This is a genomic window from Nostoc sp. EspVER01 (assembly GCF_034530635.1).
Classification (GTDB): Bacteria; Cyanobacteriota; Cyanobacteriia; order Cyanobacteriales; family Nostocaceae; genus Nostoc.
Genome location: NZ_JAVRCS010000057.1, coordinates 1 through 13,044 on the forward strand (window position 1 = coordinate 1; position 13,044 = coordinate 13,044).

General features: G+C 41.1%; 11 protein-coding genes. 2 read left to right on the forward strand and 9 right to left on the reverse strand.

What is annotated here, in order from left to right:
- Positions 1-44 precede the first annotated feature (44 nt).
- A complete protein-coding gene (locus tag RMX69_RS27670; protein WP_322639332.1) occupies positions 45-425 on the forward strand; it encodes a hypothetical protein in 381 nt (126 codons plus the stop codon).
- Positions 426-548: 123 nt separating this feature from the next.
- Here the strand turns inward: RMX69_RS27670 and RMX69_RS27675 are convergent, their stop codons facing one another.
- From RMX69_RS27675 to RMX69_RS27710, 8 genes are all read right to left on the reverse strand, one after another.
- On the reverse strand, positions 549-2,084 hold the full coding sequence (locus RMX69_RS27675) for an iron uptake porin (RefSeq protein WP_322639333.1): 1,536 nt from the start codon (positions 2,082-2,084) through the stop codon (positions 549-551).
- A gap of 304 nt (positions 2,085-2,388) precedes the next feature.
- Positions 2,389-3,369: a phosphotransferase family protein gene (locus tag RMX69_RS27680; protein ID WP_322639334.1), complete on the reverse strand. Its 981-nt coding sequence runs from the start codon at positions 3,367-3,369 to the stop codon at positions 2,389-2,391.
- Positions 3,370-3,390: 21 nt separating this feature from the next.
- Positions 3,391-5,187, reverse strand: a complete 1,797-nt coding sequence (locus RMX69_RS27685) for an ABC transporter ATP-binding protein (RefSeq protein WP_322639335.1) — start codon at positions 5,185-5,187, stop codon at positions 3,391-3,393.
- A 146-nt stretch (positions 5,188-5,333) separates the two neighbouring features.
- Positions 5,334-6,503: a glycosyltransferase family 4 protein gene (locus tag RMX69_RS27690; RefSeq protein ID WP_322639336.1), complete on the reverse strand. Its 1,170-nt coding sequence runs from the start codon at positions 6,501-6,503 to the stop codon at positions 5,334-5,336.
- Positions 6,504-6,516: 13 nt separating this feature from the next.
- Positions 6,517-7,782, reverse strand: a complete 1,266-nt coding sequence (locus tag RMX69_RS27695; protein ID WP_322639337.1) for a glycosyltransferase — start codon at positions 7,780-7,782, stop codon at positions 6,517-6,519.
- Positions 7,783-7,894: 112 nt separating this feature from the next.
- Positions 7,895-9,166, reverse strand: coding sequence for a glycosyltransferase family protein (locus tag RMX69_RS27700; protein WP_289798754.1), 1,272 nt, complete (start codon positions 9,164-9,166; stop codon positions 7,895-7,897).
- Between the two features lie 526 nt (positions 9,167-9,692).
- Positions 9,693-10,250, reverse strand: a complete 558-nt coding sequence (locus RMX69_RS27705) for a hypothetical protein (protein ID WP_322639338.1) — start codon at positions 10,248-10,250, stop codon at positions 9,693-9,695.
- Positions 10,251-10,262: 12 nt separating this feature from the next.
- Positions 10,263-11,120 (reverse strand): hypothetical protein, encoded by an 858-nt coding sequence (locus RMX69_RS27710; protein WP_322639339.1) that lies wholly within the window; start codon positions 11,118-11,120, stop codon positions 10,263-10,265.
- Between the two features lie 328 nt (positions 11,121-11,448).
- On the opposite strand from RMX69_RS27710, the gene RMX69_RS27715 reads away from it, so the two are divergent.
- Positions 11,449-12,075, forward strand: a complete 627-nt coding sequence (locus RMX69_RS27715) for a Uma2 family endonuclease (protein WP_322639340.1) — start codon at positions 11,449-11,451, stop codon at positions 12,073-12,075.
- Positions 12,076-12,085: 10 nt separating this feature from the next.
- On the opposite strand, the gene RMX69_RS27720 is transcribed toward RMX69_RS27715, so the two are convergent.
- The gene (locus RMX69_RS27720) at positions 12,086-13,009 is read right to left on the reverse strand and encodes a tetratricopeptide repeat protein (RefSeq protein ID WP_322639341.1); all 924 of its coding nucleotides are present in this window, start codon (positions 13,007-13,009) and stop codon (positions 12,086-12,088) included.
- Positions 13,010-13,044 lie beyond the last annotated feature (35 nt).

Sequence of the window (13,044 nt, forward strand, 5' to 3'; positions counted from 1 at the left end):
TCTGAATGGTTTACTTGCTATTTGAGTGTTTCTGCCAAAAGTGGATGCTCCCGTTTCAAGGTCGCCCTATTCACGGTTTAGGCATTAATGATATTGCTTGGTTTAATGCTGATGGTAGTGAAATGACTGAGACGCAATGGTTAGTTAGTTATGCCAAAGTAATGGAGATTTTTTTGAATGGGCAGGGAATTGCTACTCCAGGGGATCGTGGTGAGCGAATTATTGATGAAAGTTTTCTAATATTTTTTAACGCTCACTATGAGTTAATTGACTTTGCTTTACCCAATGAATTTAAAGAAAAGGTATGGGAGATAGTAATTGACACTAATGAACCTCGCTTTTTAGATCGGGGAAAGTTAGTTTCAGGTTCTCAAAGTGTACCAGTTACAGATCGTTCTCTGATGGTGTTACGCCTGATCAGTTAGTAGTGCGAGGAGAAAAAATACTACTCGAACTTTCTTCTTAGAGGATGTTTTAAAAGTCCTCTGGTCGGTAGAAAAACCTTTTAGATCCCCCTAAATCCCCCTTAAAAAGGGGGACTTTGATAGTTAAAAGGTAAATGTTGTACGAACCGTACCAACATAAATTTTGTCGTTACTATTATTATTTTCGGGATTCGTAATCACAAATAAACCCGGAGTTATCGCTAGATTATCTGTGATTTGCAGGTGGTAAAAAGCTTCTAGATGTAAAGATGTATCCTCATCTTCAAAGGTATCACCGAAACTATTATCAATCACTTTAGGCGGTTGACCTACCACAAATCCGGCAAAACTATCTTCTTGGCCAATGTCTTCGATCGATAGTAGTAACGCCCATGTGGAGATAAAAGCATTTGGGGTTGCTGTTAAATCTTCTGCTTTGGCATGAATAAAACCAACTCGCCCCCCAAGAGTGATACTTTGGTTAATTTGCCAAGCGGCTTCTGCACCAAAGGAATTAGCAGTAATGGCGTCTGCCTGATTATTAAAGGGATTGTTAGTTAATTCGCTACCGGTGCCGGTATTCACATTATTGTAAGAGTGGATATAGGTAACGCTAAGTGCTGTTGTTTTGGTGGGTTCAAGGGTGATTTGAGCGATCGCACCATGAGGACTAGCAAAAATTCCCCTCTCTGGATTAGCTGCATCGCTGGTGACGTATGCCAATGACAGATTCAGAGAGTCATTTAAATTATGAGAAATACCGATACCTGCACCGCCACCTTGTCGTCGAATGGGATTTTCTCGTCCAAATGTAGAAATCGATCCGTCTCCACTACCGCTAAAGAGAGGATTGACACTAGGAACAAAATCGCCTAATCCTCCTCCTAACGCGTACAAAGTTATGCGAGTTTGCTTACCTAGTGGAAATTTATAATCTATCTCATCTACTTCCATCTCATTGTCATCGTCGCCATCAAATCCCAAATTGGCCATTTTAGTTCCAGTAAAATCTGCCAATTCTGGCGTATTTCGACCTTGTAAGCGTATTTGTAAGTTGTCTTTACCTGTAAAACTTGTCTCTAAGCTAAGACGGACGCGATCGCTCAACACTAAATTATCATTGATTGGCTTGGTTCTACTGTTGGCTTTTTTTCCACCAGCAACTCCAGTCATCGCAAAGATAATCTCTCCCTCTAACTCAACTTGAGGCGAAAACTGTTGTGCTTGCAATGCAGCCACTTTGTTTTCTAATAAATCGATGCGATTTCTAAAAGTTGCTAATTCTGCCGAAAACTCTACTTGTAATTTTTGAATGGTAGTTATGGTTTCTCGATTTATTTTACCATTAGTGATTAGCTTATTTATGTGTATGATGCAAGCATTTAAATTAGTAGCAAATTGATATCTAGTCAGAGTTTGATTTTTAGTTATTTTATTGTGGTTAGCGCAGTTATATTGCTCAGTCAAAGCTTGTAGTTTTTTAAATTCCCAACTATCAGCATTAATATCAGATAATTGAGAAACTGATGTGATTTTATTTAATTGATTATTTTCTCTTATCGCTGCCTTAGTCGTTGCATTAGCTTTATTTAGGCTGCTCAAAGTAAGGAAGATAATTAAACTAATTAAGCGAATTTTCTGCCAAAAAATCAAACCCATCAATACTATCTCCTGAAAATACTACCAGTTTGCAAAAATAGGGTGACAGATAAATTGTCTGCAATACGGTTCCGTTAGTGATGATTGGTCTTTCAAGACGCGATGAATCGCGTCTCTACATGAGGGTTTTGGGGTTACTGTATTGCACTTAATACCAATTCTTTATGAAGCTGCATAGAATTCGATCCCCCCTAGCCCCCCTTAAAAAGGGGGGAATTCAAAGTCCCCCTTTTTAAGGGGGATTTAGGGGGATCAAGATATGTGCAACTTCACATTAAATTGGTATAACCCAGAAGCTCTATAATTACGAATTACGAATTATCCCAAGTCGCTGTTCGCACAGATTTAATAGTGCTTCTGTAAAAGGACGACGTTCTGGAAATTGGGTGCTGATATAAATATGTCGGACTAAAGTTAGGGTTGCATAGGATTGAATTGCTGTGAGGAATTCATCGCTTGTAAGCTGAATAAATCTTTCAGTTAAAACATTTTCATACTCTTGTAATGCTTGAGAATTACCAAAAGTACGAAGACTGTATTCTTGAATATGAGCAATAAAATTACCGATATCAAGCGCCGGATTACCTTCACAATATAAATCTAGGTCGATGAGATACAACCGAGAATTATTAATAATCACTTGATCGGGATAAAAATCACGGTGGATACCACAGTGTTTTATCTCTGGCGTGTTTTCTCCTAAATGATTACTTGCTTCTAATATTCTCTCTAAACGTTCTTCCCATTGTGGATATTGTTGCGTAACTAATGGAATCCGCTCATGCAAAATTCGTAGTTCATCTGACATAGTATGAGAACGACGAGGAGGAATATTAGCTTGGTGCAATTTATGAGCAGCTTCAGCAATTAGTTTTAAGGGTAAAATACTGTCGGTTTGTGATAGAAATTGAGTAGCAATAACCCCTTCAACCTTACGCTGTAACCACATTTGCCATTCAGGAATTACCCCAACAGGTTCAGGTACAGAAATTCCATCAGGACTATCATCGCCAAATCCCTCAGACCATAGAGATTTCTGTAATTCATAACTATGAAAATCCGTTCCCTTAGCCCTAACCTTACCAATGAGCGTAATTATTTGTCCATCATCATTAATCAATTCATATTCAATCAAACAACGCCGCCCCAACTTATGACGAATAACTTGGACTGTCTGCACACGACAATTTGCAGCGATCGCTAAACACCGCCCAAAACACTCTTCCACCCGCAACCGATCAACCGCATCCGCCAAAAAAGGCATCTTCCCATCACTAAAGCCCATACTCTGCGTACCTCTGCGTCTCTAAACCCTCAAAGAAGCCTGCACTTGATACAAAGCCGCATAACGCCCATTCTGTTGCATCAATTCCAGATGAGTGCCTTGTTCCACTACCTGCCCATTTTCCAGATAAAGAATCATATCTGCACGAGTTGCTAGATAAAGATCATGAGTAATTAAAAAAGTAGTGCGATTTTCCGATAACTGTTGCAGCGCATCAATCACAGCCTTCTCATTACCCTTATCTAACCCTGTAGTTGGTTCATCTAAAATCAGGATAGGAGCTTGACGGATAGCAGCACGAGCGATCGCAATTCTTTGTCTTTGTCCTCCAGAAAGGGTTGCGCCTCTTTCCCCTACAAGGGTGTCGTATCCTTGCGGTAAAGCTTGGATGAAATCATGAGCATTAGCTAAACGAGTCGCATCTTCAATTTCAGCATCAGACACCCCGGCAATCCCGTAGGCAATGTTTTCTCGAATACTAGCAGCGAATAAGAGACTATCTTGCAAAACTACACTAATTTGCGGACGTAATGATGCTAATGTATATTCTCGAATATCCCGCCCATCAATCATTACGCGCCCTGATGTTGGATCATAAAGTCGTAATAATAAACTGACTAATGTAGACTTACCACCACCAGAAGTCCCCACGATCGCAACTTGTTGTCCCGGTTGAATATTTAAGTTGATTTCTTGCAGTAGAACTTGTCCTGATTCGTAAGCAAAATGGACGCGATCAAAACGCACTGCACCTCGGAAAATCGGGGCGGGGATTGCATCTGGCAAATCATAGACATCGGGTTGCTGATTTAATACATCTAAAATGCGCTCACTAGAAGCCGCAGCTTTTGCCAGTCGTCCGGTGTACTTAGCGAAGTTCTGCACTGGCTTAAAGGCATTCTTTAGATAGGTGAGGAATACCAGCACATCCCCAGGTGTTAAGGCATCCCGCAGCGCCAACCAAGAACCATACCATAAAACGATCGCTGTTCCCAGTGCAATCACAGCATCAACGGTACGTTCCAAGTGAGCCGCCAGCCGTTGAGTTTTGACGCTTTCTTTGAGACTACGCTGATTTTGTTGAGCAAATACTCGTGCAAAAGCATCTTGCAAGGATAGAGCTTTCACTAGTTTAATAGCAGCAATGGACTCAGCCGCCGTCGCCGCCACAGCACCTTCTTGGTGGCGTTGCTTTAATGAGGAATCTTTAATTCGCTGGCTGAGTCGGTTAGTAACTAGCCAAAATAACGGTAGCGTGAAGAGTGAAAGTAGGGTGAGGGTGGGATTCATCCAAAACATTACCCCAATCATCCCAAATAGAGTCAGAATGCTGACTACTAGTGGTAATGCTGCCGTAATCATAATTTCTTGGAGACGGCTAGCATCGCTACTGACACGGATAATTAAATCGCCGCTACGTGCTTTGGTGTGATAAGCCAAAGATAAATCTTGCAGATGGCAATATAAATGATTACGCACTTTTGCCATAACTCGGCTACCAACTGTTGCTAATCCGACGGTACTCCAATAGGCAGCGAGGGCGCGTAAGCCTGTAATAAGTAAGACTGCAACGGCTGAGAATGTCAGTAATGTTATCGGTTCTAAACTAGCAATGACGGGAATATTATTTATCTTGTCGCCACGCAAGAGAACATAATCAAAGACAAATTTGAGCGGCCAAGGTTCTAATACGCGTAGTCCGACATCTGCAATTAAAGTGATCGCAGAAATCAAAAGTAGTCCAGACTGTGGACGAATGTCAGGCCAGAAATAAACTAAGATTCCCCACAAACCAGGAACATTTTGAGCTTTTGGCATTTATTGTTTCACCACATATTTGGGTCTGAAGCCCCGTGCTTTACGCAATGCTTTAAAGTAATGAGTAAGGAGTAAGGAGTGGATGAAAAATGGGTATTTACTTATTACTTATTACTTATTACTTATTACTTATTACTTATTACTTATTACTTATTACTCATTACTCCCTCCATCGGCAATGGAGATGCTATGTAGAGAATTTGTTTCGCGATCGCATCCCAAGTATGATGTGCGATCACCGTTTGCCGCGCCGCTTTTCCTAAAGTATGACGGAGAGGAGGCGATCGCCACAATTTTTCTAAAGCCTCTGCTAAAGCGATCGCATCACCTGGAGGACAAAGAATACCATTCACCCCTGTATCAATTAAGTCTGCCAATTGCCCAATCTGACTCACAACTACAGGCAAACCAGCCGCCATATATTCATATACTTTCAAAGGTGAGAAGTAAAAATCAGATTGCGCGGCGTAGGGTGCAACGGCGACATCCATTGCTGCTAAAAATTGAGGAACTTCATCAGGATTCACCGCACCTGTAAATTGAGTATGAGCATCTAATCCCCGTGCAGCTAATTCCATTTGCAGATTTTCCCGTTCCGGGCCATCGCCAACAATTAAAAGTTTGGCATTGGGAACACGTTGATGCAGTAAACTAAAGGCTTCTGTGAGAATTGGCAATCCATGCCACGGTTTCAACGTACCGACAAATCCCACTGTAAAGGTTTCAAGTTGAGTTGCCGGACGAAGGGCAGAAAAGCGGTGAGGATTGACACCATTAGGGATGACATGAACTTTGCTACCGTCCACATAATTCATCAAGTAAGTTTTCACTGCATCTGAAACGGCAATCAGTGCTGTAGCTGCTGAAAAAACTCGATTTGCCACTTCTTCGGCACTTTGGCGATCAATCAAACCCCGATGCTGTGCTTGTTCTGTAATCAGAGGCGAATTTACCTCCAACAAACCCGGAATTCCCATAGTTTGGGCATATTCCATAGCGCTATAACTCCAAAGAGAATAACGTTCATAAATGAAGTCAAAGGGGCCAAATCTTGCCAAATTTAAACGTAAATCAGGATTCATTGCTAAAGCAACTTGCTCTCGCGCCGCCCGTTCCAATTTTGGAATAACTGGGAGTTGATGAACAACAACATTAGCTAAATCTGCGGGTAATTCTCCCCCAATCCGAGTAGCAAACAATGTGACTTGGCTACCTTGCTTTTGCAACGCTCGAATCACCTCTTGGACATGAATCGAGCATCCTTTTTGACCAAATACAGGTATACCCGGATCAGCACAAATGTATGCAATTCGCATCTTCACACCTCCTTTACGCTTTTGCGCCTACTTTGCGAGTTCCACTTGCGGTATGCGTGAGAAATAATTTCCGTAAAATTGCAGTATTGCGATGAATATCAAACTCAGACTCAATTAATTGCCTAGCCTGGGTTGACAACTTAACCCGCAAAGCAGAATTTGTGAGAAATTGCCCAAGTGCATTGGCTAATTTCTCGGCATCATGTTGTGGCACAATCAACCCAGTCTCGCCATCACGCACCAATTCAGGAATACCCGTCACATCAGTACTTACACAGGGAGTTCCCAAAGCCATAGCTTCCAGTAAAACCGTAGGTAGTCCATCCCGATTACCATCTTTGCCAATGACATAAGGTGCGGCAAACACAGCAGATTTTTGTACTAATTGAAACACCTCATTTTGCGGACGCGGGCCGACAATTTCCACAATAGATTGCAGTTCTAAATCTATAATTTGCTGACGCAAGGTCAATTCTAAAGAGCCAGTACCGACAATTTGACACTGAAACTGATAATTTCTCTGCTTGAGAATGGCACAAGCATCAATCAAAACAGATAGCCCTTTCTTCTCGATTAACCGACCGACTGAGATAATTAATGGCGGACGTTCAGCCGGAGAAGAATATTGCAATTGTCGTAAATCTAAACCGTTGTAAATGCGCTGAACTTGCTTTGCGGCTAAGTTATATGTGTTGTGCAGATATCTGAGATTATAGTCACTGACAGTTACAACACTAGCCGCATCCTGTAGCTTACGTTGCATATCCTCAAATTCCACGCTTTCATGAAATATGTCTTTAGCATGAGCCGTAAAGGTATAGGGAATGCCTGTAAAGTGAGATGCTAGCCGAGCGACACTAGTAGCCACAGTCCCAAAATGAGCGTGTAAATGAGTAATGCCTTTGATTCGCGCTTCTCGTGCTAACCATGCGGCTTGGTAGACAGTGCTAGCTTGTTCACCTTGAGCAAAGGCTAGTTTTGGCCAAAAGTCAGGGATAACCTTACTTGCTTCTTGTAACTCTGCCCAAAAATAGCTAGCGGCTGTAGGTGCGAGACTATTGAGTGATTCACTAACTCGCCCTTGAATTGGCCTGCGGATATAACTTACAGGCGCACGCACTTGAGAAATAATATTTTGAAAGTGAGTATCACATAGTGGTCGTAAGGCAAAAATTTCTATATCTAAGCCAGCCGCTTCATGAGCCAAAATTTCATTGACGACAAAGGTTTCAGAATAGCGGGGATAACGTTTGAGAACATAACCAACACGGATTGACATAATTCGTAGTTCGTAATAATTTGACTCCTTTCGACTTCGCTCAAGGCAAGTCGCTCAGTACAAGTTCGTAATTCGTAATTAATGAGGTGAGATTTTTGACAAATGACAATGACTAATGACAAATAGCTGATATGAGAATTTCATTAACGAATTGGGGAATGCGGGTAAGTCCTTTGATATCGACGAAATTACGGACTTGTGGTGATTCTACCTTAAGTGTTAGCCAGTTCGTTAATGCCGCAGGTGTCAGTTGATGTGGTTGTAATACATCGATTAAGCCGAGTGCTTGTAATCGTTTAGCACGGATTGATTGTTCTTGTCGGGGTTTGATCCGGGGTAAAATTAGCGATCGCTTTGCAAATGACAACAATTCACAAGTTGTATTGTAACCACCCATTGCAATCACACGTTCGGCTTGATTTAGTAACAGCGTCGGCTCGGCTAAATATTCCAACACCCGCAAGTTGTCACGTTGCGCTGCATAGTTCTGGAGTTTTTGCCGGACTTCTCGCGGCATAAAGGGGCCTGTTAAGATGATACCGTTCATCTCTGGTGGTAGTTCAGCATGAGCAAATGTTTCTGCTAACTGCGCTCCGTCTTGTCCGCCTCCCACTAAGCACAATACCAATCGTTCAGATGGCAAATTGAGCGATTTAAATGCTTGAACGCTGTCTAAATCCAGATGTTTGAGGCGGCTACGTTGGTCAAGATAGCCCGTGTAGCGGAATTTAGCAACAGTTTTTGGCTGGAAGTGATACTCTTTTGCTAGGTCATAGATGTTGCGATCGCCATACACCCAAACCTGATCATAATAAGTTTGAATCGCCTCTTCATTAGCTGCTCGCTTCCAATCTCGACGCACAGAAGCGGGTTCATCTAAAATATCTCGTAAACCTAGAATGCAGTATGTTTTTCCTTGAGTACGCAGGTAATCTAGAGTTGGATCTAGCTCTCTGACTGCTCCTCGCGGCACATTATCCACAATAAAAATATCAGGTTTAAATGTTTTAATGGTGGTGAGAATAACTTGCGATCGCAGTGTAATAATTTCCTGCAATGATAGATCCAATCTTCTTGCCTGATATCGCCCATCAATATTTTTGTGCAAAGCCGGGAGCGTCAAACAATCTACCCCTGGAGGTGTTGGTACATTACTGGCATCTTGAATGCCACTAATCATTAAAACATCAGTTTTGAGGGGTGAACATCCTAAAGTTTGAGCAATCAACAAATTACGGCGTTTATGCCCTAGTCCCATTGTGTCGTGGGAATATAAAGCAATGCGCCACTTCCGAGTATTGCTAGATAAACTACTATCCTCCGAAGACATGATGCTAGCCGATGTTCTGATGATTTTTCCAGAGTGGGATAACAAGTTGTTCATTTGCACTCCTGACTAATTTTTCCCACAGAATCTAATCCCCTTTTTTATCTAGCAATCTGAAATAATTCATGAGAACACACCACATTTATGGAGTTTTTAAAATTCAGAAGACAGAAGGGAACCCACATTTAAAAACGTGAAATTGAAGCAAGCAGAACCATTTGATGGCAGTTGCTTCTCCCAGAGGGAGACAGCGCGTAGCTTGCTTTCCCGTAGGGAAGTCGGGGAACCTGCCCACAGCAGTGGCTTTGCTTTGTATCTCGCGGCACTTTCTGCGACGCTCCTACGTCGCTAACGCTTCGCTATCGATACAATTCTTCTTTTAAACGTAGCTCTATACCCAGAACTAAAGTTTTTACTGATACTGATTTTCTTCCAACCCTACCTTTGTTTGTCAAAATTTTTGCGTACCGTTTAACTTGAACTTAACGTAAGTTTAACAAAAGCTTTATGAGAAGAGAATGAAAGTTACATGAGAACTTTCTCATGTAGCCTTCACAAGATATCAAATATTGTCTATTCGCTTTCAAAAGCTATTTTTACTAGTAACTCTAGTTAAAAAACGCAGAGCTTCATTTACTGCTTCCGAGTTGGGAAACATTTCTGCAACATCCGGTTCTAAAAAAACTATCAATTTTTCAATACTATTACAATAGTCTTCACGAACTATCACATTCTTTACCGTCAAGCCATGATTTGATTGAGTTTTATTCTGTATTCTGCTTGTTTCGGGAGATGCAGCATTTAATTTATTAACTAGTGATTCCCAACTACTAACTTTCAGGTTAAAATGAGCCTTTGCATCTCGTAATGTTTTAAACTGTTGTTTCAGAATATCAACATTATAAGTATGCTTCTGAGATATCTGTGTCTCTGCATTCAGGTCTGACTCAACCATATCAACTACTTCATTAATAAGTCGGTCATGATTTTCGGCAATTTGAGCAGCAGCCCCTAAAATCCTAGAAGTTGTTTTTATCTGTACATCAGTCTCTTGTTTAAGGCGATCGGCAATACTGCGAATTTGATCTCCCAGCCCCACTTTACCTTGTTTTTGCGTAGCTGGGAGTGATTTTTTGTTCATGAGTATACTTGTTTATTCAGAAATAATATCTTTAATTGCCAACCAGATGCGTTTAAATTTTTGTACCAAACCTATAGGATTGTTAGTTGTTTCTTCTTCCACCGAATCAACTAGAGATTGAATCCGATCCATACGCTCCGCGACAATGTAAAGACTGTTTACTGCTTCATCCTTACTTGCTAAAGAGTCACGCAGTAGCACAACCATCTGGGCAATTTCTCGTTTTAGTTTTTCATTCTCGGCTTTCCGGCGAGTTTCCCATCCCTTAATACTAGCTTTGGAACGACGCTCATGCTTAAGTTCTGCTTTAGCCTCATTGTATAAACTCAAATACATTTCTCGTTCAGAGTTTACTGCTTCATATTTAGTAAGAAATTCAGTCGCTCTCGCTTTTTCTTCGTTGTAGAGACAGAGTGTTTGTTGATGACTTTGTTGTTCATCAATATAGAAGCGATAATTTTGAGTGACTTGTTCTTTTAGCTCATTAGCTTCGAGTTGGCAAGTTTGGATCTCTCGCTGGTGAACATGAACTAGCTGAGATATTTTTGCTTTTTCCTCGTTATAAAGGTAGAGCGTCTTTTGATGATTTTCTTGCTCATCAATATAAAAGCGATAATTTTTAGTAACAAGCTCTTTTAGCTCATTAGCCTCGATTTGATAAGTTTGAATCTCTTGCTTAACATGAACCAGTTGAGATGTAGCTTCCTCATTTTCTTTTGCACGTTGTTGCCATTCGTCGCGTTGGGCACGAACAGTCATCAATAGCTGTTGAAGCTCACGAGGAGGAATTGGTTCCTTCTGCCGTGAGCGAGGATTATTAACAGCGTTGTCACAATTAGAATTTCCGCGATCTGCTCTCCTCATTGTCATAATTTAAGTTCCTATGTAAGTATAAATATTTAAATATAGGTATTCAGTTTAGCTGAAATGAACTCATTGAAGTGTGATCTTGGTTCTACTGGTAATATGATCTCAATCTGGATTGGAATATCTTTTATTCTGTCTCAAGCGCTCAAATTCCCAGACGTGCGATCTTAAAGTGGCTAGAAATATTGTGCTTTATAAGAAAGCTAGGCTCCAAAAAGTGAAGGGAAATAAGCCTTAAAGCCTCGCACCAAAGTCATCTCCATTTTGTCCAGCACACCCCAGTTAAAGTACGCTCTATAATCATTAGCATTGAAACGAATGGCAATAATTTATGATTCAAGCCTTACGCAAACTAGTTACATTCGATGAATTTGTTGCTAAATATCCTGACAACACAGGAAAACGTTATGAGTTGCATGATGGAGTAATAGTGGAGATGCCGCAACCCACGGGCGATCATGAAGAGGTAGTTGGATTTTTAGCCTTTGAAATTACTAGAGAATGTATTCGTTTAAATCTCCCCTACTTAATACCTAAAACAGCATTAGTCAAACCGCCTGAAGGTGAATCGGCTTACTCACCAGATGTGCTGATATTAAATCGCCCCAACTTGGTAAACGAACCTCTGTGGAAGAAAGAATCTACTGTGAGTCAAGTGGAATCAATACCTTTAGTAGTTGAGGTAGTGAGTAGCAATTGGCGTGATGATTATTTAAAAAAAGCTGCTGACTATGAGGCTGTAGGCATCCCAGAATATTGGATTGTAGATTATGCTGCTTTAGGCGGTAGGCGGTTTATTGGCAACCCTAAACAACCAACTGTCTCGCTTTACACCTTAATTGAGGGAGAATATCAAGTTAGCCAGTTTCAAGGTAAACAACGCATTATCTCACCTCTGTTCCCCGAATTAAGCTTAACCGCCGAACAGATTTTTCAAGCTGGTGGATACCCTGTATAGCCTTGCAGTGCTAGAAAAGAGCGATTTCCGTTACAGACGAAATTTGTTGTCGCAGATTCTTCAGTAAATCTAGAGTTTTTTCGTAAGCAACTCTCTTTCCTTGCTGTCCATAGTACTCAGATGCTTTTTGTAAATCAGATATAGCTCCTAAATGATATCCTAAGCGATACTGAGCTACTCCCCGATTAACGTAAGCCTGGGCATTACTGGGGTTAAGTCTGATAACTTGGGAAAAATCACGCACTGCACCAAAGTCATCTCCGTTTCGTCCACAAGCACAAGCCCGGTTAAAATACGCTCTATAATCGTTAGCATTGAGACGAATTGCTAAATTAAAGTCGAGCATTGCTGCTTGGATATCTTGCAAGATAAAATGCGCTAAACCTCGGTCATTATAGATATCTGCAAGCAGTAAGTTAGTTATTCGAGGAATTTGAGTTAGGGCTAAATTAAAGTCAAGAATTGCCTCCGAGTCTTTCCCATCACCAACACGCGCTAACCCTCGGTTGTAGTAAACTCGAAAATCGTAGGGTTTAAGTGCGATCGCTCGATTATAATCAACGATGGCGGCAGGATAATCCCCTTCTCTGTAGAGTGCCAAACCCCGGTTCAGATAAGCCTCAAAGTTATCCGGTGCAAAATTTATGGCTTCAGTACAATCTGCGATCGCTTGATGGTAATCTTGTAGTTGGAGATAAGCAAGACAGCGATCGCCATAACCTACAGCCAAATCTTTCTCAAGTTCAATCGCCTGGTTCAAATTCTTTATTGCTTCCTGGTAATCACCGCGTCGCATCTTATCTACACCCAACTCTAAGAAATCACCCGCTGTAATTTGGGTAATTAGAATGGGTGAGGAATGTGCAGGTAAAGTCAAAAAAGTGAGGGGTAAAGCAATAATTATACTGAAAAATAATCGCCATAAATTGCTCATAATACCAAATTAGGATAGGTAGTATTGTTTGATAT

Bases quoted from the DNA above. Each gene is read 5' to 3' on its own strand.
- RMX69_RS27685 (WP_322639335.1), bottom strand. From the start codon at position 5,187: ATGCCAAAAGCTCAAAATGTTCCTGGTTTGTGGGGAATCTTAGTTTAT.
- RMX69_RS27675 (WP_322639333.1), bottom strand. From the start codon at position 2,084: ATGGGTTTGATTTTTTGGCAGAAAATTCGCTTAATTAGTTTAATTATC.
- RMX69_RS27695 (WP_322639337.1), bottom strand. From the start codon at position 7,782: ATGTCAATCCGTGTTGGTTATGTTCTCAAACGTTATCCCCGCTATTCT.
- RMX69_RS27690 (WP_322639336.1), bottom strand. From the start codon at position 6,503: ATGCGAATTGCATACATTTGTGCTGATCCGGGTATACCTGTATTTGGT.
- RMX69_RS27715 (WP_322639340.1), top strand. From the start codon at position 11,449: ATGATTCAAGCCTTACGCAAACTAGTTACATTCGATGAATTTGTTGCT.
- RMX69_RS27680 (WP_322639334.1), bottom strand. From the start codon at position 3,369: ATGGGCTTTAGTGATGGGAAGATGCCTTTTTTGGCGGATGCGGTTGAT.
- RMX69_RS27710 (WP_322639339.1), bottom strand. From the start codon at position 11,120: ATGACAATGAGGAGAGCAGATCGCGGAAATTCTAATTGTGACAACGCT.
- RMX69_RS27670 (WP_322639332.1), top strand. From the start codon at position 45: ATGCTCCCGTTTCAAGGTCGCCCTATTCACGGTTTAGGCATTAATGAT.
- RMX69_RS27700 (WP_289798754.1), bottom strand. From the start codon at position 9,166: ATGAACAACTTGTTATCCCACTCTGGAAAAATCATCAGAACATCGGCT.
- RMX69_RS27705 (WP_322639338.1), bottom strand. From the start codon at position 10,250: ATGAACAAAAAATCACTCCCAGCTACGCAAAAACAAGGTAAAGTGGGG.
- RMX69_RS27720 (WP_322639341.1), bottom strand. From the start codon at position 13,009: ATGAGCAATTTATGGCGATTATTTTTCAGTATAATTATTGCTTTACCC.